This window comes from Acidithiobacillus sp. 'AMD consortium' (assembly GCF_008926505.1).
GTDB classification, from domain to species: Bacteria; Pseudomonadota; Gammaproteobacteria; order Acidithiobacillales; family Acidithiobacillaceae; genus Acidithiobacillus; species Acidithiobacillus ferridurans.
This window is the reverse complement of sequence record NZ_CP044411.1, coordinates 1,770,405-1,791,380: the sequence shown is the minus strand read 5'-3', so window position 1 is coordinate 1,791,380 and position 20,976 is coordinate 1,770,405. Positions and strand designations below refer to the sequence as shown.

The 20,976-nt window shown below is 62.4% G+C and carries 20 protein-coding genes, 1 tRNA gene, 1 other RNA gene and 1 pseudogene; 16 read left to right on the top strand and 7 right to left on the bottom strand.

Annotated features, from left to right (window positions below; all coding sequences use genetic code 11):
• Window positions 1-9: 9 nt before the first annotated feature.
• Window positions 10-1,920 carry a penicillin-binding protein 2 gene (mrdA, locus tag F6A13_RS09240; protein ID WP_126604230.1) on the bottom strand — a complete coding sequence of 637 codons (1,911 nt, stop codon included), beginning with the start codon at window positions 1,918-1,920 and terminating at the stop codon, window positions 10-12.
• Window positions 1,921-2,007: 87 nt separating this feature from the next.
• Between mrdA and F6A13_RS09235 the strand changes: the two genes are divergently transcribed.
• The 5 genes from F6A13_RS09235 (at window position 2,008) to F6A13_RS09215 (ending at window position 4,192) form a co-directional block, all read left to right on the top strand.
• Window positions 2,008-2,244, top strand: coding sequence for a hypothetical protein (locus tag F6A13_RS09235; protein WP_126604229.1), 237 nt, complete (start codon window positions 2,008-2,010; stop codon window positions 2,242-2,244).
• 27 nt (window positions 2,245-2,271) lie between these two features.
• On the top strand, window positions 2,272-2,586 hold the full coding sequence (locus F6A13_RS09230) for a cell division protein ZapA (protein WP_126604228.1): 315 nt from the start codon (window positions 2,272-2,274) through the stop codon (window positions 2,584-2,586).
• A 9-nt stretch (window positions 2,587-2,595) separates the two neighbouring features.
• Window positions 2,596-2,776: non-coding RNA, 6S RNA (ssrS, locus tag F6A13_RS09225), on the top strand.
• 40 nt (window positions 2,777-2,816) lie between these two features.
• Entirely contained in the window at window positions 2,817-3,392 is a 576-nt protein-coding gene (locus tag F6A13_RS09220) for a 5-formyltetrahydrofolate cyclo-ligase (protein ID WP_126604227.1), read from the top strand.
• On the top strand, window positions 3,389-4,192 hold the full coding sequence (locus F6A13_RS09215; protein ID WP_113525418.1) for a YmdB family metallophosphoesterase: 804 nt from the start codon (window positions 3,389-3,391) through the stop codon (window positions 4,190-4,192). The genes F6A13_RS09220 and F6A13_RS09215 overlap by 4 nt, the downstream gene beginning before the upstream one ends.
• A 39-nt stretch (window positions 4,193-4,231) precedes the next feature.
• Here the strand turns inward: F6A13_RS09215 and F6A13_RS09210 are convergent, their stop codons facing one another.
• Genes F6A13_RS09210 through F6A13_RS09200 form a run of 3 tightly spaced genes read right to left on the bottom strand, consistent with a single transcriptional unit; the run spans window position 4,232 to window position 7,235 of the window.
• Complete coding sequence (locus F6A13_RS09210) at window positions 4,232-6,019, bottom strand: M61 family metallopeptidase (RefSeq protein WP_113525419.1); 1,788 nt, start codon at window positions 6,017-6,019, stop codon at window positions 4,232-4,234.
• A 10-nt stretch (window positions 6,020-6,029) separates the two neighbouring features.
• Window positions 6,030-6,575, bottom strand: coding sequence for an isochorismatase family protein (locus tag F6A13_RS09205; protein ID WP_113525420.1), 546 nt, complete (start codon window positions 6,573-6,575; stop codon window positions 6,030-6,032).
• A gap of 6 nt (window positions 6,576-6,581) precedes the next feature.
• Window positions 6,582-7,235 carry a protein-L-isoaspartate O-methyltransferase family protein gene (locus F6A13_RS09200; RefSeq protein WP_113525421.1) on the bottom strand — a complete coding sequence of 218 codons (654 nt, stop codon included), beginning with the start codon at window positions 7,233-7,235 and terminating at the stop codon, window positions 6,582-6,584.
• 151 nt (window positions 7,236-7,386) lie between these two features.
• Here F6A13_RS09200 and F6A13_RS09195 point away from each other — a divergent pair, with 151 nt between their 5' ends.
• Both F6A13_RS09195 and F6A13_RS09190 read left to right on the top strand, forming a co-directional pair.
• Window positions 7,387-8,325 (top strand): MlaD family protein, encoded by a 939-nt coding sequence (locus F6A13_RS09195; RefSeq protein ID WP_113525422.1) that lies wholly within the window; start codon window positions 7,387-7,389, stop codon window positions 8,323-8,325.
• 46 nt (window positions 8,326-8,371) lie between these two features.
• Complete coding sequence (locus tag F6A13_RS09190; protein WP_225981781.1) at window positions 8,372-8,995, top strand: ABC-type transport auxiliary lipoprotein family protein; 624 nt, start codon at window positions 8,372-8,374, stop codon at window positions 8,993-8,995.
• A 12-nt stretch (window positions 8,996-9,007) separates the two neighbouring features.
• Here F6A13_RS09190 and F6A13_RS09185 read toward each other — a convergent pair whose 3' ends face one another.
• A complete protein-coding gene (locus F6A13_RS09185) occupies window positions 9,008-9,490 on the bottom strand; it encodes a universal stress protein (RefSeq protein WP_126604225.1) in 483 nt (160 codons plus the stop codon).
• The gene (locus F6A13_RS09180) at window positions 9,477-11,189 is read right to left on the bottom strand and encodes a proline--tRNA ligase (RefSeq protein WP_126604224.1); all 1,713 of its coding nucleotides are present in this window, start codon (window positions 11,187-11,189) and stop codon (window positions 9,477-9,479) included. Before F6A13_RS09180 ends, F6A13_RS09185 begins: the two co-directional genes overlap by 14 nt.
• A gap of 105 nt (window positions 11,190-11,294) precedes the next feature.
• Here F6A13_RS09180 and F6A13_RS16005 point away from each other — a divergent pair.
• A pseudogene (locus F6A13_RS16005) lies at window positions 11,295-11,513 on the top strand (aldehyde dehydrogenase family protein); the annotation flags it as partial.
• A 269-nt stretch (window positions 11,514-11,782) separates the two neighbouring features.
• Here the strand turns inward: F6A13_RS16005 and F6A13_RS09170 are convergent.
• Window positions 11,783-11,858, bottom strand: a tRNA-Glu gene (locus F6A13_RS09170).
• Between the two features lie 188 nt (window positions 11,859-12,046).
• Between F6A13_RS09170 and secB the strand changes: the two genes are divergently transcribed.
• The 8 genes from secB to hpnJ all read left to right on the top strand — a co-directional run bounded on the left by secB (window position 12,047) and on the right by hpnJ (window position 20,975).
• Window positions 12,047-12,496, top strand: coding sequence for a protein-export chaperone SecB (gene secB, locus F6A13_RS09165; RefSeq protein WP_012536993.1), 450 nt, complete (start codon window positions 12,047-12,049; stop codon window positions 12,494-12,496).
• Between the two features lie 3 nt (window positions 12,497-12,499).
• Window positions 12,500-13,534: an NAD(P)H-dependent glycerol-3-phosphate dehydrogenase gene (locus F6A13_RS09160; RefSeq protein ID WP_113525426.1), complete on the top strand. Its 1,035-nt coding sequence runs from the start codon at window positions 12,500-12,502 to the stop codon at window positions 13,532-13,534.
• Between the two features lie 158 nt (window positions 13,535-13,692).
• Window positions 13,693-14,736, top strand: coding sequence for a phytoene/squalene synthase family protein (locus tag F6A13_RS09155; RefSeq protein WP_113525427.1), 1,044 nt, complete (start codon window positions 13,693-13,695; stop codon window positions 14,734-14,736).
• Complete coding sequence (gene shc, locus F6A13_RS09150; protein ID WP_113525428.1) at window positions 14,733-16,664, top strand: squalene--hopene cyclase; 1,932 nt, start codon at window positions 14,733-14,735, stop codon at window positions 16,662-16,664. Before F6A13_RS09155 ends, shc begins: the two co-directional genes overlap by 4 nt.
• Window positions 16,646-17,359, top strand: coding sequence for a nucleosidase (locus tag F6A13_RS09145; protein WP_113525429.1), 714 nt, complete (start codon window positions 16,646-16,648; stop codon window positions 17,357-17,359). The genes shc and F6A13_RS09145 overlap by 19 nt, the downstream gene beginning before the upstream one ends.
• Window positions 17,356-18,345: a hopanoid-associated sugar epimerase gene (gene hpnA / locus F6A13_RS09140; protein WP_126604223.1), complete on the top strand. Its 990-nt coding sequence runs from the start codon at window positions 17,356-17,358 to the stop codon at window positions 18,343-18,345. Before F6A13_RS09145 ends, hpnA begins: the two co-directional genes overlap by 4 nt.
• 42 nt (window positions 18,346-18,387) lie before the next feature.
• On the top strand, window positions 18,388-19,548 hold the full coding sequence (hpnI, locus tag F6A13_RS09135) for a bacteriohopanetetrol glucosamine biosynthesis glycosyltransferase HpnI (protein WP_126604222.1): 1,161 nt from the start codon (window positions 18,388-18,390) through the stop codon (window positions 19,546-19,548).
• On the top strand, window positions 19,545-20,975 hold the full coding sequence (gene hpnJ, locus F6A13_RS09130; protein WP_113525432.1) for a hopanoid biosynthesis associated radical SAM protein HpnJ: 1,431 nt from the start codon (window positions 19,545-19,547) through the stop codon (window positions 20,973-20,975). Before hpnI ends, hpnJ begins: the two co-directional genes overlap by 4 nt.
• Window position 20,976 lies beyond the last annotated feature (1 nt).

Here is a 20,976-nt window from a genome sequence, read left to right as displayed (position 1 = left end):
CTGGACTCCTTATGGTATCGCGGGTTGAGCGGGGCGAGGGTTGACAGAACCTTTCTCCCCAATGGCAAGGGGCGCATCATAATGCGCCGCGGTTTTTTCGGCAACCGTTTCCGGCATTTTTCCATCGGGCCGTAAATAGGCGTTGATCACTGCGCGGGCTACCGGCAGGGCTTGCCAGGCATTATGCCCACCATATTCCACCACGACGGCGACGGCGATTTTGGGGTGATGTACCGGTGCCCAGCCGATAAAAAGAGAGTCGTTGTTATAGACGGTGTGACCATTTTTGTACCCCACCGGGACTTGCGCGGTGCCCGTCTTCCCGGCAATGGTGATGCCGGGGATGGCGACCGTATGGCAGGTCCCGCTGGTGACACAGGACTCCATGCCTTTACGCACCGCCTGCATGGCCTCCGCGGAAATGTGGAGGTCGATGGGCGGCGCATCGGCGATGGGCTCCACCCTGCCATTGTCCGGATCGACGAAGGCTTTGGCCACCTGAGGCTGGACCAGATAGCCGCCATTGGCGAGCGCGGAGACCGCCCGCGCTAATTGCAGGGGGCTCTCCAGAAGATACCCTTGGCCAATTCCGAGAATGACGGAATCCCCGGTGTACCACGGGGCATGCAGATGCGCCTGCTTCCAGGCGGGGGTGGGTACCAGGCCGCTGGCCCCCCCTGGCAGATCGATGGGTGGTTTGCTGCCGAAGCCAAATCGCCACAGGGTCTTGTCCTGCAGGGCGATGCCCATCTTCACCGCAAGTTTGTAATAAAAAACATCCACCGACCAGGTCAGTGCCTTGGTCAGGCCGGTGTTGCCGAATCCTGCCCGGTTCCAGTCCCAGTAGGTATGGCCGCCAAGCTGATAATTACCCGCGCAGAAAGTATGGTAATCCGGCGCAATGATGCCTTCCTGTACCGCCTCTACAGAATAAAAGGGCTTGGCGCAGGAACCTGGCGGGTAGAGGCCATTGTCGGCGCGATTCATCAATGGGCGACCCGGATTGTCCAGGAGGCTCTGCCAGTGGGCCGTGCTGATACCATCCACGAACCAGTTGGCATTGAAGCTGGGGCTGGTCACCATGGCCAGTACAGCGCCATCGTTCGGGTTCATGGCGACGACTGCGCCGCGATACCCCTTGCCCTGTAGGGCCAGTGCCCCCGCCTCCTGAACCCGCACCCGCAGGTGGGTGAGTAAATTTTCACCAGGGCGCGCCGGGATCTCGCGCAGGGTGCCCACCTGCAGGCCGCGTGCATTGATATCCTTGATCTGATAGCCCATGGTGCCGCGGAGCTGGCGTTCGTAATAGCGTTCCAGGCCATTCTTGCCGATGTAGTTGCGTCCGACATAGTTGCTGGCGCGAAAATCCTTGAGGTCGGTGGCGGTAATCGGGCCGACATAGCCGACGACGTGGGAAAAGAGCGCGTCGTAGGGATAATGACGATGAAGCATGGCGACCACCTGCACCCCGGGCAGATCCAACGCGCGCACGGCTACCGCGGCGATCTGTGCCGGTGTCAGACCGGCCTTGAGCACCACCGGATCGAAATCCGGCCTGCCCATGCGCCGTTCCTGAAAGCGGCGCATATCGTTCGCGTCCAGCCCGAGCAATTGCTGCAGTCGCTGCAATGTGTCCTGCAGTTTGGGCACCTGGTCGGGGGTGATTTCCAGGGCATAGGTGGGCTCATTTTCGGCCAGCACCGCGCCGTGATCGGCCAGCACCAGGCCGCGGGGCGGTGCGACGGGCACGAGAGCCACATGATTATCGTAGGCCAGGGTGCGAAATTTGGAATAATGCAGCACCTGCAGGTCCACGATGCGCAGCACGACGACCAGTATCGCCAGCCACATCAGACCGGCTGCCACCCCTAGTCGGAAGCGGAAGCTGCGAATACGTTTCTCGTGATCAGAAGGGGACATAACCGGGAATGACCTGATTCAGTTTGCAAATGGCTGGGACGCTTCGTACACTCGAACGCAAAATCCTTGGAGAGATGGGGTGGCGCAGTGGTGGAGTCCCGTTTTGAATCCCTGTTCATAGAGCTGGAGAGCATTATAACGGATTATCGTGGCCTGCGTCGTCACCTCGAAGGCGACGACCGCGACAGGCGTTCCCTGCAGGCACTGCAGAAGCAACTCCAGATGCTGGATGCAGAAAATACCCTGCTGCGGGAACGTCAGGAGGCAATATGTCTGCGACTCAGCGAACTGCTCACGCAGGTCAGTTGTTGGGAAAACGAATAAAGAACACCCAGACAGATGGAGAAGACCGTGCCTGAAGCGACCCGTAATTCCGCCACCAACCGCGTCAATATCAACCTGATGGGGCAAAGCTATCAGGTACCCTGTCTGCCCGAAGAGCAGGCGCTGCTCCTGGAGGCGGTGGCTCTGCTCAATCAACAGCTCGACGCCGCCCGCGCGGGGGGGCGGACGATCAGCAAGGAGCGCACCGCTCTGATGGTGGCGGTCAATCTGGCCGCAGACCTGCAGCGCGCCCGCCAGGAAGTGCAGGCGCGCGATGAACAGCTCGATCGGCTGGAGAGTCGCCTGCGCCGGCTGGTTGACATGGGTAGGGGGGCAGAGTAGCTTGGTTATTGCCTCCTGCGGGGCTCGAGTGGCCGAGATGATTCCTGAACCAACATTGTCTATCCAGGGTGTCCCCAGTCATCGCCGTGGTGTGCCGCTCCTTTGCGGAGTAGCCTGAAGCGGTGTGTGGATTCCCACCTGTACATCAGGTTCATGGGGTAGCGGGCTGCACGACCCAGGCGGGGGGTTCCTTATTTCCAGGGCAGGATGATCTGCCGACCAAAAGTCAGTTGCGCCGACAGATACGTCAGCAGCGACGTGGGCTATCGTCGGAGGCGTTGTACCATGCCGCCGCGGCCCTCGCCAGTCACCTCGTGCGCCTCAACCATTTTCGGCGGGCCCGGCATATCGGACTCTACTGGCCTATGCAGGGCGAAATCAGCCCCTTGCCGGTCATGCAGCATCCCATCGCCGGCAACAAACATTTTTATCTGCCGGTGCTGGCCGGGCACTTTGCGCGCAGCCTCCGCTTTGCGCCTTTTCATCCGCATACGGACCTGCGCAGCAATCGCTTTCACATCCCGGAACCGCAGGTGCCCCCCGGCTGTCAACGGTCGGTACGCGAGCTGGATCTGCTGATCCTGCCGCTGGTTGCCTTCGACGCGGAGGGGTACCGTCTGGGGATGGGCGGCGGTTTCTATGATCGCAGCCTGGCGCATCTGCCCCATCGCCGCAGTTGGCGGCGCCCGCGATTGGTTGGTGTCGGGCATGCCTTTCAGGAGGTGCCCCGGCTGCCCAGAGAGCCCTGGGATATTCCACTGGGCATCGTCTGTACAGAAAAAGGCTGTTACCGGATCGGATCATGATGGCACAAATATTGTTTGCCGGTGATGTGATGGGGTCCGCAGGGCGGCGTGCCTTGCGGCTGGCGCTGGCGCGGCTGCGGCAGGAGGGGCCGCTGGACGCGGTGGTGGTGAATGGGGAGAACGCCGCCGGCGGTATGGGGATCACGGCGGCCATCGTCCGGGAATTCCGCGGTTGGGGTGTGGACGTGATTACTGCCGGGAACCATGTCTGGGATCAGCGGGAGGCGCTGGCCTTCATCCGGGAGGAGCCGCGCCTGCTGCGGCCCTGCAATGCACCGCCGGGCACACCGGGAGCGGGCTGGGTGGTGGTGGAGGCGCAGGGCGGCTGGCGTCTGGGGGTGCTCAATCTCATGGGACGGCTGTTCATGCATCCGGTGTATGACTGCCCATTTCGCACCGCGGATGCCGTGCTGGCGCGAGAGGCGATGGATTGCGATGTCGTCCTCGTCGATATGCACGCCGAAGCCACCAGTGAGAAGACGGCCATGGGTTGGCACCTGGCGGGCCGAGTGGCTGGCGTCATGGGCAGCCATACCCATGTGCCTACGGCGGATGAGCGAGTGCTCCCCGGCGGCACGGCCTATCAGAGCGATGCGGGCATGTGCGGTTGCTACGACTCGGTGATCGGCGTGGACAGGGACGCCGCCATTCGCCGCTTCATTACCGCCCTGCCCGGACACGGAGAAGCGGTGGACGGCGTGGCCACTTTTTGCGGCCTGCTGATGACGGTGGATACGGGCACTGGCCGATGCAGCGCCGTGCGTCGTGTGCGTTACGACTTTCCGCAAGAAATATCCTGAGCCCATCCCCCGTACGGCAGGGACGCGCATCGGGACGCTTCACTGGCCGCGCCCGTTCCCCTCCAGCCAGGCGCGGCGACGCGCGAGGACCACATCATCTACGTCCTCCAGTAATTCCAGCCAGGCCGTATCCCGTGGTGGTGGGGTAGGGGTCACGCGGGTTTCCCGGAGGATGTCGTCGCGGAAGAACTGAATGCGCAGCGCCGCACCCCCCGGAACCGCATCCAGTTGCTCCGACAATTGTTCCGCCGTAGTCCGGACGCCATCCAGGGCGATGAGAATGTCGTCCGGCGACAGACCCGCCTGCTCCGCAGGGCTGTCCGTCTGCACATGGCGCAACTGGACACCCAGCGCATGGGGTAACCACTGCGCGCCAAGCCATGCGCGCAGGGTTTTCTCTGCGGGCTGTCCGCCCTCATCCTGCGGGCCGCTGGCCGCGCGCAGGCGCAGCGCAATGCCCATTTCCGCGAGCAGCGCCGGCAACGGTAAGTCGGTCCTCGCGGTGATCCAGTCCTGCAGACGCCCGGCGAGCGCAGGGCCCGCAAGGTCTTCGACTATTCCGACACACTGGCCTTCCGGCAGGGGAATGCCGGTGCGTCCGAAATTCTGCCACAGGCGCACAAGTACCGTGTCCAGACTCAGGGCGCCGGCACTCTCCAAGCGCAGACTGAGGTCCAGGCAGAGGGCGAGCAGGGCGCCCTTGTTGTAATAGCTGATCTCAAAGTTGGCGCTGTTGACATGGGGATGATAGAGCCTGATCCAGGCATCTTCACTGGATTCCGCCACGCTTTGCAGGAAACGTCCGGGGCGGCGCAGCAGGCGGGTAAGTTCCTTCCCGACGCCGCACAGATATTGCGCGGGGGTCGTCAGACCGGCGCGACGCAGGCAGAGGTCGTCATAATAGGAGGTGATACCCTCGAAGACCCAGAGATCGCGGGTGAGTACCTCCCGGTCCAGTGCGCTGGCGCTGAGCACGGCGGGACGGATGGCCTGCACCAGCCAGCCATGAAAATACTCGTGGCTGGCCAGCCCCAGAAAACGCCGGTAATGGTCGTCGTTACGACCGCTCAGGTCATCCCGGGCGCAGAGGAGGGCGCTGGACGCACGGTGCTCCAGCCCGCCATAGCCGTCGGCGCCGGTCATGCACAGAAAGTGATACTCGGCAAAGGCGGCATCCCCCCAGAAGCGCTGCTGCCAGTCGCAGATGCGGGTCAGGTCGGTACCGAGACGTTGCAGATCCGCCTGGTGAGTGCCCTGGATAAGCAGGTGATGGGGCCGCTCTCCTACCTCGAAATCCAGCAGGGTAAGGGACCCCATGAGCACTGGATGATCGATGAGGGCATCATAGCCGGGGGCTTCAAAACCGCCCCAACTCCACACCGCACCGCTATGGCGGGGAAGGGCGGTGGCTACCTGCCAGTCTTCGGGGCCTTCGAGGAGGACCGCGTGCGTTTGTGTCTCCTGTCCGGATACTCGCAGGTAGATGGCCGGGCCGTTGAAAAAGCCACCCTGATCATCCAGATATGCGGTCCGTACCGAGCGGTCGAAGGCGTAGACGGCGTAACGGACGACCACCGGACCATGCCCTGGCGCAAGCCGCCAGCGGTCTTTGGCGATTTTGTGCAGGGCGATCTCCTGTCCGTTGCGTTCTGCGCGGATTTGGGTCACATGACGGGCAAGGTCGCGGATGGTGTAGCTGCCGGGCACCCAGGCGGGCAGGGCAAGGATCTGTCCTTCCGGGTCCGCTTCCGAAATGCTCAGGGTTACCCGAAAAAGATGGGCCCGCGGCGCGGCGCTGATCCGGTAACTCAGTGGGGGAATGGTCAAAGCAGCATTCCTAACGCCATGCGGCGGCAAGACCGCGAAAGGCCGGGTGGGTCGCGTCCCCCAGCCACTCATAAAATACGGATTCGGCGACAGCGACCGTAACCCCGGCGTGCCGCAGCCGCTCCAAGGCAGGTTGCTGATGCTCGGCGTCACGACTGGCGCAGGCGTCGGCCACTACCACCGGTTGCCAGCCCGCCGCCTGCAGGTCCAGCGCCGTTTGCAGCACGCAGATGTGCAACTCTATGCCGGTCAGAATGACCTGACGCCGATCGTCCTGTGCCGTCAGCCACTGGCGGATGTCATCGCCGCGCCAGCAGGAAAAGGCGGTCTTTTCCAGAACCTGTGCAGCATGGACGCAGATATCCTCGCGGGCCGGCCCCAGTCCCTGCGGATATTGGGCGGTGGCGAGGACAGGCAGCCCCAGGGTGGTGGCCGATTTCAGCAGCCGGGAGACATTGTCCAGGAGCGGCGTCCGCCGCGCCGGCACAAGTGTACCGAGTAGGCGATCCTGCAGATCGATGGCAATGACGATGCTCTGCGCAGCCTCGATACGCATGACTGCTCAGAACACGAAGTGGGCTGGTAGCGGCTGATGACGCAAAGGCGGGATCTCTGTCTCAAAAAGCTCCGAGCTCTCAAAAACACCCGGCCGGGAGTGCAGGATGCGCCGCACCCCCATGGCCGGACCGGTGCCGAGAATGGCGACCAGCCGCCCACCGACCGTCAGTTGCTGTTTGAAGACATCCGGCAGTACCGGCAGGGAGCCGGTGATGCAGATGGCATCATATGGGGCATTGTCCGCCCAGCCCTCGGAGCCGTCGCCAATGTACAGACAGGCATTCTGAATACCCTGTATGCGCAGATGATTTCCCGCCGTCCGGGAGAGATCGGCGCGGTCTTCAACGCTGTGTACCATTCCCGCAAGTTGTGCCATCAGGGCGGTCAGATAGCCGCTTCCGGTACCGATCTCCAGTACCCGGTCCTGTTCCCGCAAATCCAGCTCCTGAACGACCCGCGCCTCCATTTTCGGCGACCACATGGTTTCACCATGCTCCAGAGGCAGGGTGAAATCAGCGAAAGCCAGGTGCCGGTAGGCGGCCGCTACGAAGTTCTCGCGCTTCACCTGCGCAACGGCGTTCAGCACACGGGGGTCGAGCACATCCCAGGTGCGGATCTGGGTGTCGATCATGGTACGGCGGAGGATGTCAAAGTCCATAGGGCATCAGCGTTCCAGTGAATTTCCGACATTTAGGCATGGGTCTTGTGGCAAGTCAATCCGTGCGCCGGGCCATGGACGTGCCGGGGGGTCATTGGCTTGGCGCCCGTCCTGTGCTCCAATAGTCCAGGATATCGCAGAGGAGTTCCCCTTGGAGAGCCGTGCACACGCGCTGGTAGCACTCATCTTTCTGGCCGTTCTCGGCATTGGAATGGTGGTGGTCGGATTGTGGATGCATCACCGGCAGAGGCCGGGCGTGACCTTCGATGTCATATCCCCGTACAGCGTAGCGGGTCTGACTCTGCAGGCGCCGGTACGTTTCAAAGGCGTGCGGGTCGGAGACGTGACCGCAATTGGTCTGGATCCGGCGAATCCGCGCATGATCAGGGTGCGGATCAAAGTGGATGAGGCGACTCCCGTTACCCGAGCGACTTTCGCCGAACTGTCGCCGCAAGGGGTAACTGGGCTGAGTTATTTATCCCTGACGGATCGCGGTACCGACTTCGCGCCTTTGCCGAGGGTGGACGGCCGACCGGCCGAAATTCCCATGCATCCCAGCTTTTTGGAGGTGCTGTCCCGCAATGGCGAATCCCTGGTGAATCGTGGCAACATGTTGGCCAGCCGGTTGAACGTGCTGCTCAACCGCCAGAATCGTACCCGTTTTGCGCAGACCCTTGCCCACCTGGACCAGGCCACGGACCATTTGGTGCAGATGGAGACGGCATTATTGCCGACCATCAAGGCGCTGCCCGGGATGGTCGCCGCCACCCGGTCCACCATGGTGGCAAGCCAGCAAATGCTCAAACATCTGGATGCGCTGACGGTCTCCGCCCAGGCACCACTGGCGGACACGGCAGCGGCCGCCAAATCCTTGCGTGGACTTGCTGTGGCCGGGGAGCGGACGGTGAATACCCTCAATTACGATACGTTGCCACAGGTGAATCGTCTGACACAAAGTCTGATCGCCAGCAGCACGGCGGTGCAGAGTCTCAGCCGCTCGCTGCAACGCTCCCCACAATCGCTGCTCTACGGCGATCGTGGCCCGCCGCCGGGTCCGGGTGAACCGGGATTTTCCGCAGGAGGAAACTGAGCGCATGCGACACCTTTACTCCAAATGTTCACCAGTCGGGAAGCGCATGATACTGGCGGGTCTGGTCCTGCTCGCCACAGGTTGTGCCACTAGCGTTTCCTGGCAGGCGCCCTACGATATTACGCCCCCACATCCTGCCCCTCTGGCCAGCACCACGGGCTCAACGGCGACGCTGCCCGTGCTGCGGCTGAGGCCGGTCAGCGCCGTGCACTGGCTGGAAACGGACAATTATCAGTACCACCTGCTCTACCAGGACCCGCAGCGACTGCTGGCCTACCGGGATGCCCGCTGGATCGGCACCCCGCCGCAGATGATTGCCAGTCGTCTGCAACGGCAACTGGAAGAATCCGGCCAGTGGCGGGCCGTGCTGACGCCGCTGTCGAGAGGCCGTTCCGTCTGGTTGCTACAGGTAAAACTGACGGACTTCGTGGTGAATTTCAGCGGTCCGGATGCGGGCGCGGCGCTGGTTGCCGGTACGGCGACATTGGTGAAAACTGCCGATTATCAGGTGATCGCGCAGCGTCATTTCCGTTTCACCAAGATGCTTCCCAGTGCGAGTGCGCAGGGCGGCGCGAAGGCGATGGCCACGGCCAGCGCACGCTTCGTGAGGGCGATAAGCAGTTGGGCGGCGCAGACGGCGGCTACGGAGCACTCCGCGCGCCAGCCCTGACGATTCCCGGGCTCACTCCTCCGGCTGTTTGACCACCAGCACCGGGCAACGGGCATAATGGACGATATCGTTGGCGACGGAACCCAGCAGCAACCGGCCAATGGCGCCGTGGCCATGACTGCCCACCACCAGCATGTCCACTTCATGGGCCTTGCCGAAGGCGATCACTGCCTTGCCGATATTCTCCCCGCTTTCCACTATCTCCACCTGCGGCGTGATTCCACCTTCGGTTACCGACTGACGCAGCTTTTCCATTTCGGCATGGGCCATATGGAGCAGTTTTTCGCGCAGATCCAGGGTGGGGGGCAGGATTTCCTCCGGCATCTGCAGATTCAGCATCTGCGGATTGAAAATATGCAGCAGGGTGAGGCGGGCGCCACGCAGTTGCGCCTCCTGTGCGGCCATCTGCGCGGTGACCAGCGCCATGGGTGAAAAATCCACGGCCACCAGAATATGCTTTATGAGCGGTTTTACGGGCGATTTATCCACGGGCATGCTCCTTGCGCAGGCGTTCCATGAGTTGTGTTTCGTCAAGCAGCACGTTTTCCGTAGTCCGCCGGGCGCGATATTCCCACACGCCCTGCGCCAGCACCGCGTCACTGACCACGATGCGATGGGGCAGGCCGATCAGGTCCATGGTGGCGAACTGTACTCCGGGACGCTCATCGCGGTCGTCGAGCAACACGCTGTAACCCTCCGCCTCCAGGCGGTCGTGCAAGGCCTGGGCGGCGGCGGTCACATCCGGTGACTTGCGCGCGTTGATGGCGACGATGCCCACCTCAAAGGGCGCGAGGGCCACCGGCCAGGTGATGCCCCGTTCGTCGAAATGCTGCTCCACCGCCGCTGCCACCACCCGCGACACCCCGATACCGTAGCAACCCATGGTGACCGTGGCATCACGACCGGTTTCGTCGAGCACGGTAATCCCCATGCTCTTGCTGTAACGCTCGCCAAGCTGAAAGACGTGCCCCACCTCGATACCGCGGCGGACGCTCAGGGTGCCTTCCGCACAATGGGGACACGCATCCCCGGCGCGAACATTGCGCAGATCGGCCGCCGCCGGGCGCGGCAGATCGCGGTCCCAGTTGAGGTTGATCCAGTGCAGATCCGCCGCATTGGCGCCGGTGCTGAAATTGGCCACGCCAAGGGCGCGGTGATCCGCCAGGATGGGGACGGTCAGCAGCGGCTCCTTGGGGCCGATGAAGCCCAAAGGCGCACCCGTGGCCGATACGGCTTCCTCAGGACTGGCCATTTGCACGTCCTGGGCATTCAGGGCGTGCCCCGCCTTGACCAGATTCAGTTCGTCGTCACCGCGCAGCAGCATCATCACGGTCTTGCCGTCGGCCACCACCAATACGGTTTTGACGATTTTTGCGGTAGGGATACCCAGGTGCTCCGCCTGCTCCGCCACGGTACGGATGCCCGGCGTCCGCACCCGCTCGGCGGCCAGCGGCATCTCCGTTTCCGCCAACTCGGGGCGACTCGCCGCCTTTTCCATGTTGGCGGCATAGTCGCAGTGGTGACAGGAGACGATGGCGTCCTCTCCCGAATCCGCCAGCACATGAAACTCATGGGAGCGCTTACCCCCGATGGCCCCGTTATCGGCTTCTACCGCGCGAAAGTTCAGCCCCAGGCGGGTAAATATCCGCTGGTAGGCCTCGTACATCGCCTGATAGGTAATTTCCAGGGAGGTATGATCCATGTGGAAGGAATACGCGTCCTTCATGATGAACTCACGGCCGCGCATCAGCCCGAAGCGGGGTCGGATTTCATCGCGGAACTTGGTCTGGATCTGATAGAAATTGACGGGAAGCTGCCGGTAGGAGTGAATCTCCCGCCGCGCGAGATCGCTGATGACTTCCTCATGGGTAGGCCCCAGGCAAAACTCGCGGTCATGGCGGTCGCGCAGGCGCAGCAACTCCGGGCCGTATTGTTCCCATCGGCCCGACTCCTGCCACAGTTCGGCAGGCTGCACCACCGGCATCAGCAATTCCTGCGCACCGCTGCGATCCATCTCTTCACGCACCACCCGCTCCACCTTGCGCAACACCCGCAACCCCAGGGGCATCCAGGTGTATAAGCCCGAAGCCAGGCGGCGGATAAAGCCACCGCGCAGCAACAACTGGTGACTGACGAGTTCCGCCTCGGCGGGCGTCTCCTTGAGGGTGGGGATAAAAATCTGACTGGCGCGCATAAAAAACCCTGTTTAGCTGAAGCGCACAGTGTAAGAAAGGGCGACAGACAAAGGAAGGGGCAAAACGCGGTCCGGGATCTGGGCGCGTTTTTCTCCACCCGTGGCCGCTACTTCGCAGTTTGCTTACGCGCTCAGGAAGGCGCTATAGGTGAAATCGACGAAAATGCCGTCGCTTAACACTTCCATGAGGCGTTGGGCGTTGTTGGTCAAATCATTCCGTGGAGCTTCCCACTGCCAATGGCGTGCTGGAAACTGGCGCCCGCACTGGCGGCAGGTAACTGCGTGGTACGGAAACCGGCAGAACAAACCCCGGCCTCTCAGTTACGACATCGATCCGTTGGGCTTATTCCAGGTTTCGTTTCCTTCCCCGAGCGACGTGACGTGGGTCAGGGTTTACCCCCCGACTTAAGGGGTCAGAGCCCTCTTCTGTACTAACGGCGACCCATGCGAGACTGCACGTCTTTCATGTCCACAACTGCAACTCATCGATACCCGGCGCCACGGCCTTTTCCAGAATGAGCAGATGAAATGCAGAATAATTGCAGCGTTTAATCAAGCTAGCCAAGATGAATTTTCTAACTTGTTGTTTTGTTTGGCGTCCCCAGGGGGGTTCGAACCCCCGTTACCGCCGTGAAAGGGCGGTGTCCTAGGCCACTAGACGATGGGGACATGGACAGCGCTGAGAATCCTACACAGAACCGCGACACAGAGCAAGCGCCCCTGGTGGAAGGACTTGTTCTGGGCAAGCATCCCGGTCGGCGCGCCCGATGTGGGGTTCAGAGGTGCGTGGGGGACGTAGCCCGGCGGGGGGGAATTCAGTTAAACTACGGCTACCCACAACCCAAGAAGAAGGACTTATGGACGAACAGGAAGCAGTTTTCATGATCGAACGCATCTACGTGAAAGACATCTCTTTTGAGTCGCCCAACGCGCCCCTCAGTTTTGTGCAGACCGAGGCGCCGACCGTAGATGTGGGGCTGAACACCGCTAGTACCGTAGTGGAAGGGATGGAAGGACTTACCGAAGTGACGCTGACGGTGACCGTCAAGGCCAAGGCGGGTGAGAGCACCTACTTTGCTGTGGAAGTTCAGCAGTCTGGTCTGTTCCGGGTTCAGAACATCCCGGAAGAGCACATGCCCGCCCTGTTGGCCGTGCATTGCCCGACCATCCTGTTCCCGTATGCGCGGGAAGTGGTTGCGGATCTCGTCGGTCGCGGTGGTTTCCAGCCATTGCACCTGCACCCGGTGAATTTCGAGGCCCTGTATCAGCAGGCGCAGACCCAGCAGCAGAACTATACGACGCAATAATCCATGCGTTGGGCAGTACTGGGCGGCGGACACTGGGGGACGGCGCTGGCCGTATATCTGCTGCGCCAAAGGCATACCGTGCAGCTTTGGGGACGGCGCGCCGAGCGCCTGCCCTGTCAGCCCGGACGGACGGACCTTTTCCCCGTATTTCCAGAGTGCGCGCGGCCGCAAGGACTGCACTGCACGGTGGACCTCGCCGCTGCGGTACAGGGCAGCGAGGGCATCGTCCTTGCGGTGCCCAGTCATGCGTTGCGTGGCCTGCTGACGCATCTGCTCCCCTGTCTGCCGCCCACCGCGCTGCTCGTCCTCGCCAGTAAAGGGTTGGAAGTGCCGAGCGCCTTGCGTCTTGACCAGGTATTGCGGGAAATCTTGCCGGAGGCGCCTCTGGTGGTGCTTTCCGGCCCGAGTTTCGCCCATGATCTGATGCTCGGCAAACCACTGGCGATGACGGCGGCGTCTACCGATCCGACCTATGCCCAGCGGGTGGCCGAGGCCTTTGGCAGCGCCCAGATGCGGGTCTACACCAGTGATGATGTGGCGGGCGTCTGTCTGGGCGGGGCGATCAAGAATGTGCTGGCCATTGCCGCTGGTATTTCCGATGGTCTGGGCAATGGCGACAGTGCCCGTGCCGCGCTCATCACCCGTGGGATGGCGGAGTTGCATCGCCTGGGGACGGCGCTGGGGGGGCGAACCGAGACCTTCATGGGTCTGGCCGGTGCCGGTGACCTGATCCTCACGTCCTGCAGCGATCTCTCGCGGAACCGGCGGGTGGGGCTGGGCCTGGGCGGCGGCCTGAGCCTGGAAGCGGTGCTGCGCGGAATTGGCGAGGAGGCCGAGGGGGTACGCACGGCACAGGCTTTGTTTCAGTTTGCGCAGAGCCTGGGGGTGGATATGCCGATTACCGAACAGGTCTATCGCGTGCTGTTCGCGGGTGCCGCGCCGCGCGCCGCGAGCGACGAACTGATGCGCCGCGCCCTGCGTTCCGAGTTGCATGTTTCAGATGATGGCACCCCTGGGAGCGCCGCCAGAACCGAGTGACGGCGACGGGTCGCCGTGCGCAGATCCGGGTGGGTGGCATAGGGCTGCAAGACTTGCAGAATGGGTCCGGGATCGTTACATTGCCGCCAGATGACAGGGTGTTTGCGCGCACCCGGACAAATACAACAAGGAGTTTGGATGTCACCAGACAGGACCGCATGTTGATGGCGGCGTTGGAGCGGGCTTTGGCGTACCAGGCACAAAGCCTTCAGGCTGTTTCCAGGACTTTTGCCCTGACCATCCCCCAGTTGCCGGAGGCGCTCCGGGACGCGGTCGGCAACGGTTATCTGTTGTGCCGTATTGCCGACACCATTGAAGACGATCCGGATATGCCCTGGGAAAAAAAGGCCTGTTGGCAGGCGAAATTTCTTCGGGTGGTGGAGGGTGCGGACGATCCCGCCGCCTTTGCTGCCGCATTGGGCGCAGACCTGTCGCCGGCGATGCCAGAAGCCGAGCACGATCTGATTCGCCACACTCCGGAAGTCGTCGCCATCACCCACAGCCTCAACCCCACCCAGCAGGCGGCATTGTCCCGCTGCGTGCGGATCATGGGCATGGGGATGGCGGAGTTTCAGCAGCATGCTTCGTTGCAGGGGTTGGCGGACATGGCGGCCCTGGATCGCTACTGCTATGTGGTTGCGGGTGTCGTCGGTGAAATGCTCACCAGCCTATTTGTCGAGTTCGAGCCGCTGCTGGCGGAGCATGATGCGGAGATGCAGCGATTGGCGGTGTCCTTCGGGCAAGGCCTGCAGATGACCAATATTCTCAAGGACATCTGGGATGACTGGCAGCGCGGTGTGAGCTGGATGCCACGCGCGCTGTTTCAGCGTCATGGCTGCGATATCGCCGGGGTGCGGCCCGGCAGTCGGGACCCCGCGTTCCAGGCGGGCCTCAGCGAGCTGCTGGGTATTGCCGCGGACCATCTGCAAAATGCGCTGCGCTACACGCTGATGATACCGGCCGGGCAGACGGGGATGCGGGATTTTTGCCTTTGGGCCATCGCCATGGCGGTGCTGACCCTGCGGCGGATTGCCGAAAATCCGGCTTTTGCCTCCGGGAGCGAGGTGAAAATCAGCCGTCGCAGCGTACATCGGGTGGTATTACTGTCGCGTCTCCTGCATCGCTCCGATGCGCTCCTGCAGTGGAGTTTCCGGGTGGGCGTCAAACCACTGCCTCTGTCTTCCGCTGTCGCGCAACCATGAATCGTATGCTGCAACCGGTGCGTTCTGGCGCGGGCATTTTTCGTTCATCACTGGATCGGGTGATCGCGCAGGCGCGTCAGGCGCTGAGCGGTCGGCAGGCGGAGGATGGTCACTGGTGTTTCGAGTTTGAGGCCGATTGCACCATCCCTGCCGAATATATTCTAATGCAGCATTACATGGATGAGCGGGACGAGGCTCTGCAGGCCAGGATCGCTGTCTATCTGCGCGGCAAGCAGGCGGATCACGGGGGCTGGCCCCTCTATTACGGTGGCCATTTTGATCTGAGTGCATCGGTAAAGGTCTATTACGCCCTGAAACTTGCGGGCGATGACCCCGAACTGCCGCACATGCGGCGCGCCCGGGAGGCGATTCTCGCCCATGGCGGAGCGGAACGCAGCAATGTATTCACGCGCATTACGCTGGCGCTTTTTGCCCAGGTGCCATGGCGGGCGGTGCCCTTCATTCCGGTGGAAATCATGCTGCTGCCGCGCTGGTTTCCCTTTCATATCTACAAAGTCGCTTCCTGGTCGCGCACGGTGATGGTGCCCCTGTTTATTTTGTGCAGCCTCAAGGCGCGCGCCAAAAATCCCCTGCAAGTGCATATTCGGGAGTTGTTCCGTCGACCGCCGGATCAGATTACGGATTATTTCAGCCACGCCCGGCAAGGGATTGTGGCATATTTCTTTCTGTCTCTGGATCGATTCTGGCGGTTGATGGAGGGCTGGATACCGCACGCTATCCGGCGTCGTGCCCTGAAGAAGGCGGAGGCGTGGTTTACCGCGCGGATCAATGGGGAAGATGGCCTCAACGGCATCTTCCCGGCCATGGTGAACGCCCACGAGGCCCTGGCGCTGCTCGGCTATCCGCCGGATCATGATTATCGTCGGCAAACCGGCGCGGCGCTGCGCAAACTGGTGGTGGAGCGGGCGAACGACGCCTATTGTCAGCCCTGTGTATCACCCGTCTGGGATACCTGTCTCGCGCTCCACGCCCTGCTGGAGCAGGATGGTGAAGTCTCTCCCGCGGTGCAAACCGGTATTCGCTGGCTCAAGGACCGGCAGATCGGTGCCGAACCCGGCGACTGGCGGGAGTCACGGCCCCATTTGGCGGGCGGTGGCTGGGCGTTTCAATATGCCAATCCGTATTATCCGGATCTGGATGACACGGCGGCAGTGGGCTGGGCCCTGGCGCGGGCCGGGCGTGCGGAGGACCGTGACAGCATCGAGAAGGCGGCGAACTGGTTGGCGGGCATGCAATCCAGAAACGGCGGTTTCGGCGCCTATGATGTGGACAACACCCACTACTACCTGAACGAAATTCCCTTTGCCGACCACAAGGCCCTGCTGGACCCGCCGACGGCCGATGTCACCGGGCGGGTGGTGGCCTTTCTGGCGCATCTGGCGCGGCCACGGGACCGCGATGTGCTGCGGCGTGCCGTGGCTTATCTGCTGCGTGAACAGGAGTCATCGGGCGCCTGGTTCGGGCGCTGGGGAACCAACTACATCTACGGGACCTGGTCCGTACTCATGGCGCTGGCCGAACTGAACGATCCTTCCCTGAAACCCACCATGGAACGCGCTGCGTACTGGCTGCGCGCGGTACAGCAGAGCGACGGCGGTTGGGGTGAAAGCAACGATTCCTACGGTGACCCCGGTCTTGCCGGGGTGGGCCAGACCTCTACCGCGGCACAGACGGCCTGGGCCTGCCTGGGTCTGATGGCGGCGGGAGACCGGGATAGTGTGGCCCTGCATCGTGGCATAGCCTGGCTGCAGGCGCATCAGGAAGGGGATGGATGCTGGCAGGCGCCCTTTTTTAACGCGCCGGGGTTCCCAAAGGTTTTTTACCTGATTTATCATGGATATGCGTTTTATTTCCCGCTCTGGGCGCTGGCCCGCTACCGGAACTTGGGATGCATGGCGCACGAATAGGAGTGGTGGTGGCGCTGGACGCGGAGGCGCGTGTTTTTTCCCTCGCGGGCGCGCTGTCGCACGATGCGCTGATAGAGGTGGGTGAGCATATCTTGCTGTGTGTTTCCGGCATGGGGCCCGAGCGGGCGACGGCCGCGGCGTATAGGCTGATTGCTGCAGGTGTTGACGGGCTGGTTTCCTGGGGAACTGTGGGCGCCTTGCGGCCGGAACGGAAGCCGGGTGATCTGCTCCTGCCGGAAACCGTGTTCTGGGCGGGGCAGTGCTGGTCGGTGGATGTGGCATGGCGCGGGGGCCTGGCGAAATCGCTGTCCATCCCATTCCATGCCGGGGGAGTGCTTTCGGTGGATGAGCCTTGCGGTTCTAGGGCGGCGAAGGCGGCCTTTCTGGTGGATTACCCGTCGGCACAGGGGGTGGATATGGAAAGTGGTGCCATTGCTGCCGCGGCGCATGGCGCGGATACCCCCTTTATCGTCATCCGCAGTGTCGTGGACCCTGCAGATCAGTCGCTGCCAGCGGTGGCCACGGCGAGTGTCGACGCCTATGGGCGGCCGCAGGCCCTCCGCCTGGCGCGCGGGTTGTTGCGCCATCCTGCCGAGTTGTCCACTTTGCTGGGCTTGGGCGGGCAGATGCAGAAGGCGCTGCGAACGCTTCGCACGGTGGCGCCGTCCCTTCTTCACGCAGGAAGGGCGGCATGAAAGCCCTGTTGACCGGGGCATCCGGTTTCGTCGGTGGCGCGGTGCTGCGCCGCCTGCTCGCCGAAGGTCTGGAGGTGCGAGTGCTCCACCGCACCGGTGCTGATCCGGCCAACTGGGAAGGGCTGGACGTGGAACTGGTGGTCGGGGATCTCACAGACGGCCCGACCCTGGATGGCGCGGTGGCTGGCTGTCAGGCGGTTTTTCATGTGGCTGCGGACTACCGGCTCTGGGTACCCGATCCGCGCGCCATGTATGCCGCCAATGTGGGCGGCAGCGAACGTCTGGTGCGCGCGGCGCTCGATGCCGGGGTGGAGCGCATCGTCTATACCAGCAGCGTTGCTGTGCTCGGTCATTATGCCGATGGCCGGGAAGCCGATGAGGATACCACTGCGCAACTGGAAGACATGATCGGGCACTACAAGCGCTCCAAATATCTCGCCGAGGAGGCCCTGCGGGCCCTTTGCCGGGAGGAAGGTGCGCCCATCGTCATCGTCAATCCGTCGACGCCCATAGGTCCGGCGGATCGCAAACCGACCCCCACCGGGCGGATGGTGCGCGATGCTGCGGCGGGCCGTATGCCGGCTTATGTCGATACTGGTCTGAACGTGGTGCATGTGGATGATGTGGCCATGGGCCATTGGCAGGCATTTACGGACGGCGAGGTCGGGGAACGCTATATTCTCGGTGGCGATAACCTCCCCTTGGCGGCGATCCTCACCCGTATTGCCGGTCTGACCGGGCATCGTTCGCCATGGCTGCGTATCCCTCGCCGCCTGCTCTATCCCCTGGCCTGGGGGGCGGAGCGGGTGGCGCGCCTGCGGGGCAGGGGGACGCCGCTGGTAACGGTGGATGAGCTGCGCATGGCCGCCCACAAGATGTATTTTTCGTCTGCCAAGGCGGAGCGCGTCCTGCATTACACCCATCGTCCTGCGGAGGAGGCCTTGCGGGACGCGGTACGATGGTTTGCGGAGCATCACTATCTGTAGTCTGCTGGCCCGCCGTCTGGCGGTGGCCGCCGTGGGGGCCTTATGTGCTGGTGGATAGGCGGCCCTGCGGCGCTGCTTTCCCTGGCGGCCGTGGTCTATCTGCTGATGGCGCTTCGGGCAATCGCGCGCTGGCACCCGATATTGCCGGAGCGCGATGCCGCCGTCAGCGGAGATATCCTGTGCGATGGGCCCGGAATCAGTGTGCTCAAGCCGCTGCATGGGGATGAGGGGGATCTCTACGCCGCCCTGCGCAGTTTCTGCGTGCAGGACTACCCGGCATTTGAAATGGTTTTTGGCGTGCAGCACCCCGACGATCCGGCCGTCGCCGTGGTGCTGCAGTTGCAGGCCGAGTTCCCGGCCTTGGCGTTGCGCTGGGTGTGTACGGAAGCGCATATCGGCAGTAATCCCAAGGTCAATAATCTGGCGGGCATCCTCGCCGTCTGTCGTTACGACACCCTGGTGATCAGCGACGCGGACATTTCCGTCGGCCCCTATTACCTGCGCCAGATCTGTGCTTCCCTGCAAAACAGGAATGTGGGTGTGGTGACCTGCCTCTACCGGGCCAGGCCCGTAGCCACCTTCTGGTCGCGGGTGCTGGCCGGTCAGGTGAACGATCTCTTTCTGCCTTCGGTGCTGCTGGCGGCGCGCCTGGGTCCGAACATTTTCTGTGGCGGGGCGACCATGGCTTTGCGTCGCCGGACGCTGGAGGCCGTCGGCGGCCTGCCGCGCCTGGCGAACCAGCTGGCGGACGATTACTGGCTCGGCGCCTACAGTCGCCAGTTGGGGCAAGCCACCCTGCTCGCGGATTATGTGGTGGATACCGAGGTCAGGGAGGCGAATTTCCGCGCCTTTTACCAGCATGCGCTGCGCTGGTCGCGTACCACGCGATCGGTACAGCCGCTGGGTCACACCTTTTCTTTTTTGACTTATCCGCTGCCCCTGGTGCTGCTGCTCGCGCCCTGGATGGGTTTCTGGGGCGGGGTGCCGCTGGGTGTGGTTCTCCTCTTGCGCCTCGTGTACCATAGGCAAATTATGCACAAACTTGGTGCAGACGGTTCGTTTGGTGTGGCCCTGCTGGGAGAGTTTCTGGGCCTGTGGATCTGGTTTCACGCCCTTTTCGCACGGCACGTCGCCTGGCGGGGGTCGCAATTTGCCATCGCCGCCGACGGGCGGATGGATGGCCATGACGGAGCAAAACGATGACGATGAAAACCCTGTTCTTGCAAGCCCCTTCCTTTGAGGGATTCGATGGTGGTGCCGGTTCGCGCTATCAGGCCAAGCGGGAAATTCGCTCTTTCTGGTTCCCCACCTGGCTGGCCCAGCCCGCCGCCATGATTCCTGGCAGCCGCTTGCTCGACGCCCCCCCCGCGGATGTCAGTGTCGAAGAAACCCTGCAGGTTGCCGCAGGGTATGATCTCTGCATCATTCATACCAGCACCCCGTCTTTTCCTTCCGATGTGCGTATGGCAGAAGTGCTCAAGGAGCACTACCCGAAGTTGCTCATCGGCATGGTCGGCGCCAAGGTGGCGGTGGAGCCCGAGGAGTCCCTGCAGCAGGCCGCGGCGGCGGTCGACTTCGTGGCCCGCGAGGAGTTTGATTACACCCTCAAGGAGATAGCCGAAGGTCGGCCCCTGAGTGAGGTGGACGGCGTCACCTACCGCTCCAGCAATGGCCAGATCATCCACAACCCCGATCGCGCCATGATCGAAGACATGGACGCCTTGCCCTTCGTCTCCGAAGTGTACAAGCGCGATCTGCACATCGAGGATTACTTCATCGGTTACCTCAAGCATCCCTATATTTCCTTCTACACCGGGCGCGGCTGCCGTTCGCAGTGCACCTTCTGTCTCTGGCCGCAGACGGTGGGTGGCCATCGCTATCGCACCCGCAGTGCTGCCAGCGTCATTGAAGAGGTGCGCTACATCCAGAAGAACTTCCCGCAGGTCCAGGAAATCTTCTTTGACGATGATACATTTACCGATGACCGTCCCCGTGCCGAAGAAATCGCCCGAGGTCTGGGCAAGCTGGGTGTGACCTGGTCCTGCAACGCCAAGGCCAACGTGCCCTACGATACCCTCAAGGTGCTCCACGAGAACGGCCTGCGCCTGTTGCTGGTGGGCTATGAATCGGGCGACCAGCAGATCCTCAACAACATCAAGAAGGGGCTCAAGGTCGAGGCGGCGCGCAAATTCACGGCCGACTGTCACAAACTGGGGATTGTGATTCACGGCACCTTTATTCTCGGCCTGCCGGGCGAAACGAAGGAGACCATTCAGAAGACCATCGATTTTGCCAAGGAAATCAATCCCCATACCATACAGGTGTCGCTGGCGGCGCCGTATCCCGGCACCTTCCTGTACAATCAGGCCAAACAGGAAGGCTGGCTGACGGACGAAGATGAGGCACACTTGGTCAACGACCGTGGTGTGCAGATCAGCCCCATGAGTTACCCGCACCTCAACCATACGGAAATCTTCGACTCCGTGGAGGTGATGTACAAGCGCTTCTACTTCCGCGCCGGCAAGATTGCCGAAATCACGGGTGAGATGCTCAAGAGCACGCAAATGATGAAACGTCGTTTGCGCGAAGGCGTGGAATTCGTCCGTTTCCTCCGACAGCGCCACGGCTGAA